Here is a 17697-nt window from a genome sequence, read left to right as displayed (position 1 = left end):
CAATATTACGAATGAAACACTAGTGTAGAATTTTTGCTTATTTAAAAATATAACAAATTGATTTTCAAATTTAAAAAAAAAAAAAAAAAAATTAAAAAGTCCCGCCAATCCCGACAACCAATCTTCCTCCGTCTGACGATGTAAAATAAGAAATATTGGCAGAGATGGCGTCAACTGCATTCAGCCAAAATCCACCACCGTACGAATTATGCCATTTATTAGAACTTTCATTCGGATTCCAAACTCTACCTAAATCAAACCCGCCGAAAAATCCATAGCTCAAAGGTAAAATTGAATTCTTGATTTTACCGACTTCATATCTCAAATCCGAGGTTTGATAAAAAGAATTTTTCCCATAAAAACGGTTAAAACGGAAACCTCTCAAATCTTTGTTTCCGCCCAACGTCGCCATTTGATAAAACTCGTAATCGTTACCAAAAAGCCATTTTGCCTTCGCATAAGAAGACCAAACCAATCTTTGATTTTGCGTCAGATAATGCAGGAAACCAAGCCCTGTTTCCAGTGAAGTATATTGTCTGTCCGTATTTTGGAGATTCATATTCCAAACCGTTCTGATATCGAATTTCATTCCCAATTTTGGATTCGCTTTGTTATCATAATTCTCATAATTGAACGACAAATCGGCTCCACCAAACTGTTTCGATTTGAAAACGTCGTCATTGATGACACCAGGAATTGAAATATAGCGATTAGCAGTTCTATCGATTTTCAGAATTTCGTAATTCAGTTTTGCAGAGAATGTTGACGCATTTTTGTTCCAGTTAATAGACGGCGAAAATCCAAACTCCCGAGCTCTGACATTATTAAAGCGATCTCCAAATTCTTCCTTCGGATTAACTGTTTCATTACCAATGCCGTAGAAATTCCTGATGTAATGAGAACTCGTGACCCTCGTATCCAAGCCGTAAAACCACTTACCTTTCAACAATGGAAACATCCCCTGATAAGCCAGTTCATAACCTCTCGTTCCTGTGAAATAATTGGCTGTAAAATGGTGTTTCTGAGAAAACGGGTTCTTGATAAAATCATTCACAGTATAATCTGCATTAAAACCAATCGCCAAGGCATCATCCGGATTGAAATTGAAATTCATAAATGTGGTAAAAACATTATATTTCGGGTTTCTGTAGTTGTACTGGTTGATGTCATAGTCATCAGTCAACTTCAGAGTTGCACTTCCTTTATTTTCGAAATTGTTCGGTTTACTTTTATAATCGTAAATCGTCACTTTCCTGGAGTTGAAAACCGAATATTTATCGTTATCCAAACCTCCCAAAAGTTTGATTTTGATACTCGAATGTGGTTTTCCTTCAACAATAAATTCGTCATCGTCATCCAGACCATACAATATGATTTCTTTGGTCATCAATCCAGAATAAAGCTTGGATGATTGCAATTCTTCACCAGCTTTTTTCAGTCTGATGATTTTGACTTCGGTTTCGTTATTCGGTAATCTGGTGACTACAAACTTGTCTTTTTTGTCAGTTCCGGTCAATACCACTTTTTCCTGAAGGAATTTGAAATAAGCCGAAGCATATTTTTGAAGGTCATTTTTTCTCGTCAGTAATTTCTGAATCAAATCTTCTGAAACTTTATCCTGAACTTCTTTTGGAAGGTTTTTAAAAGCTTCTCTAATGTCATTTTCCGACAAATGATTTTGAATAAATTCTGCTAAACCCTGCCAGTCTTTTCCATTAGAATTTTTAGCAAAAATCAAATCCAACGGATAAGGTTCACGGTTAAACCACTTCACGCTTTCAATCTGATGATCAAAAGTCTGCATATGCTTCAGCTCAGGAAATTCCATCAGGATTCCCGTGATAAAACCGTCATATTTTGAAAAAGCCTGGTCTCTGTCTTTCGGAATCGGGCTGTAAATCACGTTGCCATTTTCTTTCCTGGATTCGAATTTCCATTGATCGTGATGCCTATCCCAATCGCCAATCAACATATCGAACAAACGTGCTTTGATCCACGCTTTTTCATCCATTCTGTATTTTTCGTCTTTGGCAAGATTCAGGATTACTTCATCAGTTCCTAGAACTTTGTTCGGATTTTCCTCGGTTTCCATTGGTCGGTCTTCGAGATAATACAACTCATTTCCAAAATTCTCATTGAAGTTTTTAAGAGTTTTCTGTTTTGGAATATAAAAAAGTTCTGGTGTTGTGTGACGAATTCCCAATTTGTCTGCCATTCCACCGATTACCAAAGGCGTGTAAGGATGAGAAGTCGTGTAAAAATCCAGCAAAAATTTGTCCGCATAACTATCCGAAAAATCATCAATTACATATTGATTTTTGAACGCCACAGCCTGCAAAAATCTTACACCGCTTTTTTTCAGCGCACGAATCACGTATTCATTTCCGGATTTGGTTTCCAGACGAAGGGATTTGGTTTGATGTCCGCCTCCTGCTCTATCGGGTTTCACGCCACCAAATAATGTGTCCAATTCCAGATTTTTGACATTGATTTTTTTCGAATAATATTCACGGTAATGCTTTCCCCACAGAAACTCGTAGAACTTACTTTTCTTCGTCATTGCAGAATCATAAATCGAGGCTTCTGTATTTTGAGGAAATTGATTCGGGTAATCTTTCGCAATTTTCGATTCGTTTTCCAAAACCGTTTTTCTGAATAACAATTCCGATTTTTTTGGATTAAGACTGTAAAAATTCACTTCAGCATTTCCTGATTTTGAGATTTTCAGTTCTGCGTATCCGTTTTTTCCAAATGAAAAATCATTACTTCCAATGGCTTTTGCAGATTCCGTTTTGGAACCTGCGCCGCTAACGATTTGTCTGATGTCGCCTTGCTCGATGTATTGCAAATTATGGTCGTGACCAGAAACTACGATGACATTTTTCCTTCCGCCAATCAAAGTTTTCAGTCGGTCTGCCAGATTTTTATAATTCTGATTGCTGATATCCTGATGTGTGATTCCGCCGGTTGCCCTTGTCAAATTGATAATTGAACCTAAAACCGGGAGTGGAATTTTATTTTCCAAAGGAAAAATCTGCTTTTCCCAAGAATATTTTCCGCCGTGTGAGCCGTTCGTCATCAATGGATGATGTGTTGCCACAACAATGGTTTTGTTCTGATTTTTATTCAGCTGGTCTTCGAATTCTGTATAGAAATCTTCGCGGGTTTTGAGGTCGCATTTTTCATTGATACCCGGATTTTTGTCCCAATTTGCCAAAACCCATTCTGTGTCCACTAAAATCAAAGTCAGTTTTTTGTTGATTTTTCTGGTTTCAATGGGACAGCCGTTTCTTGGTCCGAAAGCCGATTTGTCATTCAGTTTTTCTGTAACATAATCTTCTTCTCTTTTCAAACCTTTGATGCCGTTGTTGTACCAATCGTGATTGCCGGGAATGAAAATCGTTTTTCCTTTGAACTGTTGAGATAATGAAATCTGGTTATCCATTTTTTTCTCCGCCAAAGCTCTATGTTCGTCCTCATTTTTTGGCATTCCGACTGGATAAATATTATCTCCCAAAAACATCAAAGTACTATTTTCCGGAGCTTTGGATAATGAATCTTTCAGAATATTCATATTATGGAAAGCTTCGTCTTGGTCGAGATTTCCGGCATCACCAACCAGATAAAAAGTGTGAATGATGCTATCTTTAATCGTTGGATTTTTCACAAAGTCTTTGGCATTTTTTCCGTAATCAGCGTTTTGAACAGCGCAGGAAACCGCAACGAACAGAAGTATGATAAAAAGATATAATTGGTATATGTATCTCATAAATGATTTTCAATATTTAAAGGTAATCTATTACCGATGAATTTCACGCAGCCCTACTTGAGCGGACTCTTCTAGAACCTCAGAGTGACAATCGGGAGCCCTTCGACTTCGCTCAGGATAAACTGCAGGCGGATTAAGCTGCCATAAATAAAATTAAATATTTAAGTTAAAGGCTTCGACAAGTTCGACCTGACGATTTTGATTTCAAATATTCACGAAATTAGTCAAACTCTAACAATATTTAACAAAATTAAAATTAATAAGCTATAAATACTTTCTTAAATTTGTTCCAAATTGCTTTTATGGATATTTTGAAAATTTCGGAAGATTATGTTAAAAATTTATTCAAAAATAGATTATCTTCTGCTTATACTTATCACAATCTTGACCACACGATTCAGGTTGTTGATAAGATAAAAATCCTTGCAAAAGAAGAAAACATTGGTCCCGAAGACACAGAAAATCTGCTTTTGGCAGGCTGGTTTCACGATTTGGGTTATATTGATGATGCTGACAATCACGAAGAAGAAAGCCGAAAAGAGGCTGCAAACTTTTTAAAGCAATATGGTTTTCCCGAAGATAGAATTGCCAAAATCGGAGAACTGATCCTGGCAACGGACAAATTTTACAAGCCTAAAAATCATCTGGAAGAAATCATAAAAGATGCAGATTTGTATCATCTGGCTTCGGATGATTATTTCAGGATTTGTGAGAATCTGAGACAGGAAATCAAGGAGGTTCATCATCAGAAATTCAGCAAGCAACAGTGGTCTGAGCTTAATATTGTTTTCTTTTCAAAACATCAATTTTATACCAAATTTGCTAAAGAAAACTGGCAGCCAATCAAAGAAAAAAATGTGGATAAAATCCTTTCTCACATCCAGAATCTGAAAGAAGAGAAAAAGAAAAAAGCGGCCGAGGATAATGATAAAGCACTTCTGAATAAGAAAAAGCTTGAGAAACTGGAAAGCCCTGAACGTGGTATAGAAACAATGTTCCGGGTGACATTGAACAACCACACCAAGCTGAGTCAAATTGCCGATAGCAAAGCGAATATTCTGCTTTCCGTCAACGCGATTATTATTTCAATCGCATTATCATCTTTGATTCCAAAACTGGATGCGCCAAGTAATTCGCATTTGATTATTCCGACTTTTGTGATGGTCATATTCAGTGTGATTTGTATTATTTTGGCGATTATGTCTACAAGACCGAAAGTATCCAGCGGAACCTTTACCAGAAAGGAAATTGAAGAAAAAAAAGTGAATCTTTTATTCTTCGGAAACTTCTACAAAATGCCGATGGAAGAGTATCTCTGGGCAATGAAAGAAATGATGAACGACCGACAATATCTGTACGATACAATGATAAAAGACCTCTATTATCTGGGCGTTGTTCTCAACAGAAAATACAAATTATTGAGACTGACTTACACGGTTTTCACAATAGGAATTATTGTTTCTGTGGTGGCTTTTGTGGTGGCTTTTCGGAATGTGACGGTTTAGATTTTTAAATTTAATGTCTAAAACTTTAAAAATTATACTTGCAATTTTTGGAATAGGAATTATTGGAATTATAATATTCTTTATAGTTGCTTTTAATTCATTCGCATCTGATATGTGCGGAACAAAACTAGTTGAATCAAAAGTATCTCCAAATGGTAAATTAAAAATTCTAGTTTTCTCAGTAAATTGTGGTGCAATCTCAGATTTTTCAACTCAAATTAGTATTGTCGATTCCGATTATATTTTAAAAAATGATGATGTCGGTAATATTTTTAGTGCAGACTCAGACCACGGAAAGGCTAAAATGAATAAAGACAGAGAAATCATTGAACTAAAAACAAGATGGATAAATAACAATTCTTTAGAAATTGAGTATACAGAAAATGCAAGAATATTTAAAAATAATGATGAGAGAAATGATGTTCAAATTATCTATAAACAAATGAAGGATTAGACTCCCTCAACAAACTCATAATCCACATCTTCCGCCTCATAATTAACCGCAACACGCAAAGCTCGCAAACCGTTAATTCCCTGTAAATCTTCAACTTCCAGTTCTTCTATAGTTGAAAGTACATTTTGGTCCTGAAGGATTTTGATTAATTTCAAATATTCTTCACGTTCCCTATCCTGAGAATAGATAATGCTGATTTTTCCGGGTTGTGTGATACGTTCGTCAGAATTTTTGACCTGGGATTTGTCGATACGTTTTTTAATCATTTCGTAGCGGGCATTATAACTTCCGTCCACATCAAAACGTTTTTCATCCATCCTGAATCTGATACTGATCGGCGTGCTGTAAACTAAAATCAAAGACGAAACATCCAGAGAATAATCCAGCGTTTCTTTATATTTTTTGTAATGCAATTCGGATTCGCAAATCACACGCAATTGCCATAACCTTAAATTCTTGAGGAAAATCGGGTCGTAAGTCAACTCCGGTTCAATCGATGAACCGATATACATATTATGTTCTACACCGTCCGTCTTGAAACGCTCGTAGTAAAACGGAAATCTTTGCTGTTGCTCTTCCTGACGTTTGTCCAGGATATCCGCCAAAAACTTATTGACCGATGACAAACTATCATCAAATTTCTTCCTGAACTGATAAACCAATTCCGTTTTAGAATCCAATTGTTTGTGATAATCTGTAACGATTTGATTATAATTCACATTCTGAAGCTTGATGGACTCCAGCAAAGGATGAACTTCGTTATGAATAAAATTCTGAACCTGACTTTCTGTGTCGGCTTTTAAATCTTTTGCCAATAATTCTTGAAAATGAATCAGTTTTAAATTAATGGATTCCAAATCATTATCAGAACTTAGATCCTTGAAAACATCAGAGATCAGCATCAGATTGATTTCCAAATCTTTTTTAATTGCCAGGTTCCTCGAAACCGAAGAGTTCCTGATATCAGTCTGTCCAAAAAGTGGCGTCAGATTTTCGAAAGTGATTTTTCGGTAAGGCAAATCAAATTCTTCTCTGTAGAAACCAATGTGGCGTTCCGCTTCTTGTCGGAATTTCCAATAAACACTTGGATGTATCGCTGTATATTCCCGTTGGATAATCGCTTGGATTCTCGTTTCGATGCCGTCATATAGTCTGTCCATAGTATCTTCAAGATATGGCATCACGATTTCCATTTTTTGAGCATTGATGCTGTTCAGCATTTTCTTTCTGGAGACGAGTTCGATAATTCCAAGAACTTTTTTGTTTTTGATAATAGGCGCAAAAATTGCGCTTTTGATTCCCAATTCGTAGAATTGCTTGGCAAAATCACTGTCCGGAAACTCACGGTAAACTTTCTCAACATCAGAAATGCTGAAGTATTTTCTGGATTCTACTAATGTGTTAAAATTCTTTTCACAAAGCAATTCATTCCTGGAGTGATTAAATCCCGACAGAATAAAACTATCAATCACGCCATTGATGGGCGTTTTTACAAATTTGTTTTCTTCATGATTGATGGATGTATAGCCCAGTTCCAAATCAGGAACCTGAAAAATAGAACGGAAAATCTTGTTCAGTTCCGGTTTAAGATTTTCATCATCTTCAAGATTAATCAACTTGGTTTTGAGATTGGAAACTGCAATTTCAGTTGTGGCGTCAAAGAAATTAACGACAGCAAAACCCTTCAGTTCCCAGTTTTTTGGCGGAAATTTTTCTTTCCACAATTCGTAATCTTCAAAATTATCCAGCAATTCAGAAATCTCTTCTTCTGTCAATCTTTTGAAATTTTCCAGCGGATTAACATCAATAAAATCAACATTATTCAAAAAACGGTAATGGTTCACAATACCTTCCTCATTCGGAATATCGAAAATAAACGGCATCGAAAGATTGAGCGGAACATTATAAAAATTTCTCAAAATAATGCAACAGCTCATTACATAAAAACGATGCGGATCAAGACCTTTAATAAACATATCAAAGTTTTCGCCGGCATTTTTAAGGATGTTCTGAAAACGTTGTGTAGGATTGAAAAAGAAATTATAAAAAGGAAAACCAATTGCCTTGATTTCATTTCCCGTCAACATTGGCGGAAAAAGATCACGCAAAAGCTCCTTCATCAAGGTTTCATTTTTCTCAAAGAAATTAAGATTTGTAATACCATTCAGAAGTTCGGGAAATTCTTTCGCTTTATCCAGAATTCTCTGATGTGACAGCGCATATTCCGGGTTATCAGAAGCTTCTGCTTCCATTTTCTCGATGAGCTTTTCAAAGGAAAAATTCAGTATGAATGGGCTGTCGTAAAAGGCTTGGAACTTCATCTCGTAAAAATCAATGCAAATGTAAGAATTATCAATCTATTAATAAAGTCGAATTATAATTCCCAATACTTTAATTTCAATAGTTAAAATTACCGTTTCCAAATCATAATTAATTATCAATGTAAAACTTAGCTAAGAAATTATCTTTCAAAAAAACGAAAACTCAAGATTATCAAATGTATCTATCGTTTCATTATTGGATTTTTAAATTGTTACATTAAACGTATCTTTGCAAAAATTTTCAGAAAGCATTGAAAGATATCCGCACACTTTCCCTCGATCAGCTCAAAGATTACTTCAGCACAATTGGTGATAAGCCGTTTCGTGCCAAGCAGGTCTATGATTGGCTGTGGAGTAAGAATCTGCACTCTTTTGATGAGATGACAAATCTTTCAAAAAATCTTCGTGATAATCTTTCCCGCGATTTTTTCATCAACCCGATTGCTGTCGATCTATTACAAAAATCAACAGACGGAACCATTAAAAACGGCGTCAAGCTTCACGACGGATTAATGGTAGAATCGGTTCTGATTCCGACAGAAACGCGTTCTACGGCCTGTGTTTCTTCTCAAGTTGGTTGTTCTCTGAACTGCGAATTCTGCGCCACAGCCAAACTAAAAAGAATGCGAAATCTGGAAGTTGCAGAGATTGTAGACCAAGTCGCATTGATTGACCGACAAAGCAAAGAATATTTTGACAGGCCACTCACAAACATCGTGTTTATGGGAATGGGCGAACCGATGATGAATTACAAAAACGTTGTCGAAGCTATCCATAAAATCACGAAACCTGACGGTCTGGGAATGTCGCCAAGAAGAATTACCGTTTCAACATCCGGAATTCCGAAGATGATAAAAATGCTCGCAGATGAAGAACTGAAAGTGAAACTGGCGCTTTCACTACACTCAGCAATTGAACATAAACGTAATGAAATAATGCCTTTTTCTGATAAATTTCCTTTGACTGATATTATGGATTCGTTGCAGTATTGGTATCAGAAAACAGGTTCTCCGGTCACTTTTGAATATTGTGTCTGGAAAGGAATCAATGACGGCGATGAAGATATCAAAGCATTGATCAAGTATTGCCGACAAGTTCCAAGTAAAGTCAATCTAATCCAATATAACCCGATTGGCGAAGGAAAATTTGACCACAGAAGTATTGAAGCCGAGCAAAAATATGTCCGCGAACTGGAAAAAGCAGGAATTACTATTGTTGTAAGAAAAAGCCGTGGTGGCGATATCGACGCAGCTTGTGGACAATTAGCTAATAAAACGGCGGAGTAATTCTTTAACAATACTTTAATCCATAAAATTTTACGTTCAAAAAATCAATTCTTATTTTTACAAAATATGAAAAGGATTTTTTACATCTTATTGATTCTATCTGGGTTTCAAATCTCAGCACAGAAAACGCAATCACTGAATCTAAAGAAATACAAAATTGCTGTTTTGAGTGATTCTTTAAGGGAATCATCAGGCTTGACAAATATTAATGGTAGACTTTTCTCGTTCAATGACAGCGGCAACACCAGCGAAATTTTTGAAATAAAACCAGGAAGTTCAAACATCGAAAAAACTTTTCAAACCGGTCTCAAAAATATCGATTGGGAAGCTATTACAAATGATGGTGAAAATTTTTATATTGGAGAATTCGGGAATAATCTGGGAACAAGAAAAGATTTGAAAGTGTATCAAATCCCTTTCAGAAATGATTCTTTGATGGTTAATTCCATCAAGGCCATTCCGTTCTTTTATCCTGAACAAACCGATTTTACACCAAAAAACATCAATAATAATTTTGATGCAGAAGCGATGATTTTCTTGGATGGGAATATTCATCTTTTTACTAAAGAATGGATTACGAACACGGTTTCGCATTATGTAATTGACAAAAATCTAACAGAAAACCAGCCAGCTCAGAAACTGGAAAGTTATGATACAGGATTTGTAGTGACGGATGCTTCTGTTTTTCAAGATAAATTATATGTTGTCGGTTACACCAAAAATGCGTCGGTTTATCTTATGGTTTTTGAGAAAGATGAAACGGGGAATCTTTTCTTCAATAAGCCTCCAAAAAAATATGCTTTGGGAAGAGCCTACAATATTGGACAAATCGAAGGTATTACGACAACTGAAAAAGGAATTTATATTTCAGGAGAGCGATTCAGCATCAAATTCAAAAAAGTACCGCAAAGTCTCTATTTTATTCCGTTTAAAGATTTAGAATAATTATATTTGTAGAATAATAAGTAGATGTTATAAGAGAGATGTTAGATAGTAAACTAATATTTTCTGCTAAAATCTATTATTAATAATTTTGGTCAATTGATAGACAACTGCTCAACATAGCCCCGATTGCAGTGAAAATCCTTTTTATTTGTCAAAGACAAATAAAAAGATTGCAACGGAAAGCGGGTTAGAATGTTGAAAAAAAGTACAGTCGTCTTGCTCCAAAAATATAATCTTTAAACGCAAACAGTGGCAAATACAGTAGAACTCATCAAAGCTCCGATTTCTGACGAAATGAAACTTTTTGAACAAAAGTTTTATGAATCGATGAAAAGTAATGTTGCTCTGTTGGATAAGGTCACGCGTTTTATCGTGACAACAAAAGGTAAGCAAATGCGCCCGATGTTTGTTTTTCTCTGTGCAAAACTGGTCGGAAATGTGAACGAAAAAACGTTCCGCGGCGCCAGTATGATTGAGCTGATCCACACGGCGACTTTGGTCCACGATGATGTTGTGGATGAGAGTTTTAAGCGCCGGAATTTCTTTTCTATCAATGCGCTTTGGAAGAACAAAATTGCGGTTTTGGTTGGCGATTATCTGCTTTCGAAATCGGTTTTACTTTCTACGGATAATAAGGATTTTGATTTGCTTTCTGTGATTGCAAGAACGATCCGGGAAATGTCTGAAGGTGAATTGCTTCAATTGGAAAAGGCGAGAAAACTGGACATTACCGAAGATGTTTACTATGAAATCATCCGTCAGAAAACGGCCACTTTGATTGCGGCCTGCTGCGAGGTTGGCGTTTTGTCTAATGGCGTAGATGAATCAACTGCGAAAAAAATGCAGGAATTCGGGACTTACACGGGAATGGCTTTCCAGATCAAGGATGACCTTTTTGATTATCAAACCAGTAATATCATTGGAAAACCCGTCGGAATAGACATCAAGGAACAAAAGATGACTTTGCCTTTGATCTATACTTTGAAAAATGCGAGTCCAGAGAATTACAAAAAATATTTCGCAACGATAAAGCGTTATAACAACGATTCTAAAAAAGTTCGCGAGTTGGTAGAATTCGTGAAATCTTCCGGCGGAATGGATTATGCCATCCGGACCATGAAAGACTACCAGCAAAAAGCATTGGATATCCTGGCTGAATTCCCTGATAACGAAGCCAAAGAGTCCCTGAAACTGATGTTGGATTACGTGATCAGTAGAAAGTTGTAATTCAAATTTATTTCTTTTGTTTTTCTGAAATTTTTATTCCGTAATTTTGGAATATGAACAACTCACCTCTTGCCGAAATTCTCCGTCCGAAAACCCTTGACGATGTTTTGGGTCAGGAACATCTGACCGGAAAAAACGGAACCATCCGGAAAATGCTGGAGAATGACACACTCAATTCTCTTATTTTTTGGGGACCACCGGGAACAGGAAAAACAACGCTTGCTGAGATCATTTCTGAAAAATCTGGAAGAAAATTCTATAAACTATCAGCGGTTTCTTCCGGTGTGAAAGATGTGCGAGATGTGATTGATGAGGCTAAAAAGCAAAATCTTTTCTCCGGAAAAAGTCCTATTTTATTCATTGATGAAATTCACAGGTTTAATAAGTCCCAGCAGGATTCTTTGCTTCATGCTGTGGAAAAAGGCTGGATTGTCCTGATTGGCGCCACTACGGAAAATCCTAGTTTCGAAGTAGTTTCGGCTTTATTGTCGCGTTCGCAGGTTTATATTTTGAAGGCTTTGACGTTTGAAAAACTGGAAGAATTAGCCGACATTTCTGTATCAAAATATAACGAAATCAACAAAACCAAATTTTCCCTCGAGGAAAAAGAAGCATTTATTCAGTATTCCGGAGGCGATGCAAGAAAGCTGATTAACTCCGTAGAGCTTGTACTGAATCAATTCAAATCAGCGAAGAAAAATAAAATTTCCAACAAGGACGTTCTTTCGGTTTTGCAGGAGAATATGGCTTTATATGATAAAAATGGCGAACAACATTATGACATTATCTCCGCCTTTATCAAATCAATGCGAGGCTCCGACCCAAATGGTGCAGTCTATTGGCTTGCAAGGATGCTGGTTGGCGGCGAAGACATCAAATTCATTGCAAGACGAATGGTGATACTGGCTGCGGAAGATATTGGATTGGCAAATCCAAACGCACTTGTCATGGCCAACAATTGTTTCCAGGCCATTAATGTTATCGGAAATCCGGAAGCAAGAATTATTCTAAGTGAAACTGCAGTTTATCTCGCTGTTTCTCCAAAAAGTAATTCAACTTACAATGCAATTAACGAAGCAATGGCTTTTGTAAGGAAAACAGGCGATTTACCAGTGCCTTTACATCTCAGAAACGCACCAACCAAATTAATGAAAGACCTTGATTATGGCAAAGATTATCAGTATGCTCATTCTTATCAGGGCAACTTTGTAGATCTGGAGTTTTTACCTGACGAAATCAAAGGGACCGCATTCTATAAGCCTTCCAACAATTCTACAGAGAAAAAAATACATGAACAGATGAAGGAAAAATGGGGAAACAAATACGACCGGTAACAATAGTTAAATATTCCTAAATAACACTTTTATAGCCGTGCTTTCGGTTTGTTTTAATATATTTGCGATTCACAGATAGCTATGGAACATTTTGAAAGTTGGAAAGACTTACTGAACCCCGAATTTTACATCAAACTAGGTGGTTTTTGGCTGATTTTGTTTATCATTTTTGCAGAAACCGGGTTATTCGTAGGTTTCTTTTTACCGGGCGATAGCCTGCTCTTCATTTCCGGTATTTATGCAGTCCAGATCATTGATACCACTTTCGGTTCTACCGGTTCGGATTTTCTGGACACCACTATTCTTGCAACAGCGGTAGCCATTGCAGCCATCATCGGAAACGAGATTGGCTATTGGTTTGGATACAAAAGCGGACCATTGTTGTATGAAAGAAAGGATACCTTCCTGTTCAAAAAGAAATATCTGTTCAAAGCGCACGATTTTTTCGAAGACCATGGAACAGTTGCAGTTATCTTGGCAAGATTTCTTCCCATAGTAAGAACTTTTGCGCCCATTGTCGCAGGAATTGTAAAAATGGACAAAAAGAAGTTTTTCTTTTACAACATTGTTGGCGCTATTTCCTGGTCATTTACAATGATATTTGCAGGTCATTATCTGGATAAACTGTTTATGGATCAGTTTGGGATAGACCTTAAGAAGAAATTGGAACTGATCGTTTTGGTCATTGTTTTGGTAACAACGCTCCCAATCATTATCAAATTCTTTTTCACAAAAGACAAAGAAAGACCCACACAGGAATAATTTTTGATAATCAATATCAGACAACATATAAAAAACCGGAAGCCATTTCCGGTTTTTGCATTTTAACAAATCAAAATATTGAAATGAAAGTATTCCTCAACAAAAGAATTCCACAGACCGGAATCGACTTACTGAAAGCAAATAATTTAGAAATAATAACACCTCAGCATGACATTCTTTCTCAACATGAATGGCTTGAACTTTGTAAAAAAGCGGATATCATCCTGAATGTAGGCAAGAATAAATTCGGTAGGAATTTTTTTGACAATTGTCCAAATATAAAAGCTATTTCCTTATTCTCAGTCGGATTTGACCAGGTAGATATCGAAGAAGCAACCAAACGGAAAATCCCGGTTGGAAATACCCCGAATGTTCTCAACAGAGCCACTTCTGACATTGCATTCCTCCTGATGCAAATGGTTTCCAGAAAAGCCAATTACAATACAGAAAAAGTAAAATCCGGAAACTGGAAAGATTTTGATGCTTTAGAACAGTTAGGACAAGAATTATATGGCAAAACTTTAGGCATTTTTGGTTTAGGAAGGATAGGTTTTGAAATGGCTCAAAAATGCAAAGATGCTTTCCAGATGAACATTATTTATCACAACAGAAACCATAACGAACAAGCTGAAAAAGAGTTATATGCTAAATATGTTTCTTTTGATGAATTAATTGAACAATCTGATGTCATCAGCATCCATGCGAATTATACGTCGGAACAGATGGATCTTTTCAATCAATCAGTTTTTGAAAAAATGAAGCCGAATGCAATTTTCATTAATACGGCACGGGGCGGTTTTCATAATGAAACTGACTTGTTTGAAGTGCTTCAATCAAATAAAATCTGGGGTGCAGGTCTGGATGTTACCAATCCCGAACCAATGGATTCCAAAAATCCCCTACTCCAGCTCCCGAATGTTGTAGTATTGCCACACATAGGTTCTGCTACAGTCGAGGCAAGAAATGGAATGTCAAGGATTGCCGCAGAAAACATCATTGCTTTTTCCAGGAATCAGCCAATGCCAAATTGTGCCAACCCTGAGGTTTATCAATAATATTTTGAAAAGCTTGGAATCATATTTGTTTAAATTATCTCAATACTAAATCAAATATTATGACACCAGAAGACAACCGCGATGAGCAAAACAGAAAATTAAGAGAAATGGATTACAATCCGGGCGAAGATATCTTTAACCGTGAAGACCATATTCCCTTGGACGGCGACGGAAATCCAATCAAAGACCCAAGTCAGGTGAATGACGAGATGCCTTTCGGACTTGATGTTCCGGGTGCCGAAGATGATGACAACTTTGAACAGATCAACGATCAGCTTCCTGATGAAGAAAACAATTATTACAGCCAAAGCGATAACGAGGATGACCATGAGGAAACCAATGAAGATATCGTGGAATAACAATTAAGCTTACCAATCCGGTAAGCTTTTTTTATACATCATAAAAAATCTTCAAAGGTTTTTTCTGCTCATCAATTGCAACTAAGGTAAAGTCACCTGAAACAGCCTTCTCTCGGGTATCAACATACATCTCTTCCACAAAAATCTCGACATTCACTTTCACGCTCGTATTTCCGACATATTTTACTCTTCCTATAAGCTCTACCAAAGTATCTGCAGGAATTGGTTTTTTAAAATCAATTCTGTCACAGCTGACTGTTACAAAAGATTTCCTGGCAAATCGCGTTGCGGTCATGAAGGCAACCTCATCCATCATTTCCATCACTTTTCCACCGAACATGGTATTGTGGTGATTGGTCGTATTCGGGAAAACCACTTTGAAAACACGGGTTTCAGATTCTTGAATTTTAGTTTCGTAATTCATTTCTTTTAGAATTTAATTTTAACATTTGAAATGAATAGAAATTGAATTTCTACTTCAAATCGCGAAAGATTTTGGGGATCCGACTTTCCGCTCTGCGGATAACGGTTGCGCGACAGTTCGTGAGTTACACACGATTCACCCTTTTTCAGCAGCAAATATAAGAGATATCATTTTATCAGAAAGGTTTTGCTGATGTTTTTCATTTTGAATATCTTTAAAACCACAAAAATCAGTCAACTATAAACTATCAACTATATAATGACATTCCAGGAACAGATACAACAAGGCATTCCGAGTCAATTGCCACAAGCAAAACCGTACGAAACCAATATTAACCACGCTCCGAAAAGAAAGGAGATTTTAGGGGAAGAAGAGAAAAAATTAGCATTAAAGAATGCTTTACGTTATTTCGAGCCTCAGTTTCATGCTGAATTATTGCCGGAATTTAGAGAAGAATTAGAGAAATACGGAAGAATTTATATGTATCGTTTCCGTCCGGATTATGAAATGAAGGCAAGACCGATCTCTGATTATCCGGGGAAATCTGAGCAGGCAAAAGCCATCATGCTGATGATTCAGAATAACCTGGATTATGCAGTAGCACAGCATCCTCATGAGCTTATCACTTACGGTGGAAACGGTGCGGTTTTCTCCAACTGGGCACAGTATCTTTTAACAATGAAATATCTGTCTGAAATGACGGAGGAGCAGACTTTGGTGATGTATTCTGGTCATCCGATGGGATTGTTTCCTTCACACAAAGATGCACCGAGAGTTGTGGTGACGAACGGAATGATGATCCCGAATTATTCCAAACCGGATGATTGGGAGAAATTCAACGCCTTGGGTGTGACGCAGTACGGACAAATGACGGCGGGAAGCTATATGTACATCGGTCCACAGGGAATTGTTCATGGAACGACGATTACCGTTCTGAATGCTTTCAGAAAAATCAATAAAGAACCGAAAGGAGGATTGTTTGTGACTTCCGGATTGGGCGGAATGTCCGGAGCTCAGCCAAAAGCCGGAAATATTGCAGGCTGCGTTACCGTTTGTGCGGAAGTAAATCCAAAGATTACAAAGATCCGTCATGATCAGAAGTGGGTGAACGAAATTCATGAAAACCTTGATGAGCTGGTGGAAAGAGTAAGAATAGCTCAGGAAAACAAAGAAACGGTTTCTTTGGCTTATTTGGGGAATATTGTTGAGGTTTGGGAAAAATTCGATCAGGAAAATTTAAGAATCGATATAGGATCAGATCAGACTTCGCTGCATAATCCTTGGGCGGGAGGTTATTATCCTGTCGGACAAAGCTTTGAAGAATCTAACGCGATGATGGCAGAAAGCCCTGAATTATTCAAAGAAAAAGTTCAGGAAACGCTGAGAAGACACGCAGAAGCCATCAACAAGCATACGGCAAAAGGAACCTATTTCTTCGATTACGGAAATGCTTTTCTTTTGGAAGCATCAAGAGCCGGAGCCGATGTAATGGCGGAAAATCCTACATTGGGAAGAGAATTCAAATTCCCTTCGTATGTTCAGGATATTATGGGACCGATGTGCTTTGATTATGGTTTCGGACCTTTCCGTTGGGTTTGTACAAGCGGAAAACCGGAAGATCTGCAGAAAACCGATGATATTGCGTGTGCAATTCTAGAGGAAATTCAGCAGAATTCCCCTGAAGAGATCCAACAGCAGATGAAAGATAATATTCAATGGATTAAAGGTGCACAGGAAAATAAACTGGTCGTTGGTTCGCAGGCGAGAATTTTATACGCTGATGCAGAAGGAAGAATGAAAATTGCGGAAGCTTTTAATAAAGCGATTAAAAACGGAGAGATCGGACCAGTAGTTTTGGGGAGAGATCATCACGATGTTTCCGGGACAGATTCGCCGTACAGGGAGACTTCCAATATTTATGACGGTTCGAGATTCACGGCTGATATGGCGATTCACAATGTGATTGGCGACAGTTTCCGTGGTGCGACGTGGGTTTCCATTCACAACGGCGGCGGTGTTGGCTGGGGAGAAGTTATTAATGGTGGTTTCGGAATGTTGCTGGACGGAAGCGATGATGCCGACAGAAGGTTAAAATCAATGCTTTTCTGGGATGTAAATAACGGAATTTCAAGACGAAGCTGGGCAAGAAATGAAGGTGCTGTTTTCGCTATCAAAAGAGCCATGGAAGCAGAACCGAATCTGAAAGTGACGTTGCCGAATTTTGTGGATGAAAGTCTATTAAGCTGAAAATTCCCC

At 37.3% G+C, this 17697-nt stretch carries 13 protein-coding genes; 10 read left to right on the top strand and 3 right to left on the bottom strand.

Annotation, left to right across the window (positions count from 1 at the left end):
- Window positions 1-91 precede the first annotated feature (91 nt).
- Window positions 92-3769: a metallophosphoesterase gene (locus QOL71_RS10320; RefSeq protein ID WP_283416844.1), complete on the bottom strand. Its 3678-nt coding sequence runs from the start codon at window positions 3767-3769 to the stop codon at window positions 92-94.
- A gap of 302 nt (window positions 3770-4071) precedes the next feature.
- Between QOL71_RS10320 and QOL71_RS10315 the strand changes: the two genes are divergently transcribed.
- Both QOL71_RS10315 and QOL71_RS10310 read left to right on the top strand, forming a co-directional pair.
- Complete coding sequence (locus QOL71_RS10315) at window positions 4072-5274, top strand: Pycsar system effector family protein (protein ID WP_283416843.1); 1203 nt, start codon at window positions 4072-4074, stop codon at window positions 5272-5274.
- Window positions 5275-5287: 13 nt separating this feature from the next.
- Window positions 5288-5728, top strand: coding sequence for a DUF5412 family protein (locus QOL71_RS10310; protein ID WP_283416842.1), 441 nt, complete (start codon window positions 5288-5290; stop codon window positions 5726-5728).
- Here the strand turns inward: QOL71_RS10310 and QOL71_RS10305 are convergent.
- Window positions 5725-8049 carry a GAF domain-containing protein gene (locus tag QOL71_RS10305; protein ID WP_283416841.1) on the bottom strand — a complete coding sequence of 775 codons (2325 nt, stop codon included), beginning with the start codon at window positions 8047-8049 and terminating at the stop codon, window positions 5725-5727. The two genes, QOL71_RS10310 and QOL71_RS10305, sit on opposite strands and share 4 nt — an antisense overlap.
- A 251-nt stretch (window positions 8050-8300) precedes the next feature.
- Between QOL71_RS10305 and rlmN the strand changes: the two genes are divergently transcribed.
- From rlmN to QOL71_RS10270, 7 genes are all read left to right on the top strand, one after another.
- Window positions 8301-9335: a dual-specificity RNA methyltransferase RlmN gene (gene rlmN / locus QOL71_RS10300; RefSeq protein ID WP_120212972.1), complete on the top strand. Its 1035-nt coding sequence runs from the start codon at window positions 8301-8303 to the stop codon at window positions 9333-9335.
- Between the two features lie 66 nt (window positions 9336-9401).
- Window positions 9402-10280, top strand: coding sequence for a hypothetical protein (locus QOL71_RS10295; protein WP_283416840.1), 879 nt, complete (start codon window positions 9402-9404; stop codon window positions 10278-10280).
- A gap of 249 nt (window positions 10281-10529) precedes the next feature.
- Complete coding sequence (locus QOL71_RS10290; RefSeq protein ID WP_283416839.1) at window positions 10530-11507, top strand: polyprenyl synthetase family protein; 978 nt, start codon at window positions 10530-10532, stop codon at window positions 11505-11507.
- Window positions 11508-11560: 53 nt separating this feature from the next.
- Window positions 11561-12841 (top strand): replication-associated recombination protein A, encoded by a 1281-nt coding sequence (locus tag QOL71_RS10285; protein WP_283416838.1) that lies wholly within the window; start codon window positions 11561-11563, stop codon window positions 12839-12841.
- An 81-nt stretch (window positions 12842-12922) separates the two neighbouring features.
- On the top strand, window positions 12923-13603 hold the full coding sequence (locus tag QOL71_RS10280; protein ID WP_283416837.1) for a DedA family protein: 681 nt from the start codon (window positions 12923-12925) through the stop codon (window positions 13601-13603).
- Window positions 13604-13686: 83 nt separating this feature from the next.
- Window positions 13687-14658 (top strand): 2-hydroxyacid dehydrogenase, encoded by a 972-nt coding sequence (locus QOL71_RS10275; protein ID WP_283416836.1) that lies wholly within the window; start codon window positions 13687-13689, stop codon window positions 14656-14658.
- Between the two features lie 59 nt (window positions 14659-14717).
- Window positions 14718-15017 (top strand): hypothetical protein, encoded by a 300-nt coding sequence (locus QOL71_RS10270; RefSeq protein WP_283416835.1) that lies wholly within the window; start codon window positions 14718-14720, stop codon window positions 15015-15017.
- Between the two features lie 31 nt (window positions 15018-15048).
- Here the strand turns inward: QOL71_RS10270 and QOL71_RS10265 are convergent, their stop codons facing one another.
- Window positions 15049-15441 (bottom strand): acyl-CoA thioesterase, encoded by a 393-nt coding sequence (locus QOL71_RS10265; protein WP_283416834.1) that lies wholly within the window; start codon window positions 15439-15441, stop codon window positions 15049-15051.
- A 258-nt stretch (window positions 15442-15699) separates the two neighbouring features.
- On the opposite strand from QOL71_RS10265, the gene hutU reads away from it, so the two are divergent.
- On the top strand, window positions 15700-17688 hold the full coding sequence (hutU, locus tag QOL71_RS10260) for a urocanate hydratase (RefSeq protein ID WP_283416833.1): 1989 nt from the start codon (window positions 15700-15702) through the stop codon (window positions 17686-17688).
- The last annotated feature ends 9 nt before the right edge of the window (window positions 17689-17697 follow it).

Source organism: Epilithonimonas pallida (genome assembly GCF_900182975.1).
Lineage (GTDB): Bacteria > Bacteroidota > Bacteroidia > Flavobacteriales > Weeksellaceae > Epilithonimonas > Epilithonimonas pallida.
Note: the sequence above shows the minus strand (reverse complement) of the source record. Positions and strands in the feature narration are given on the sequence as shown.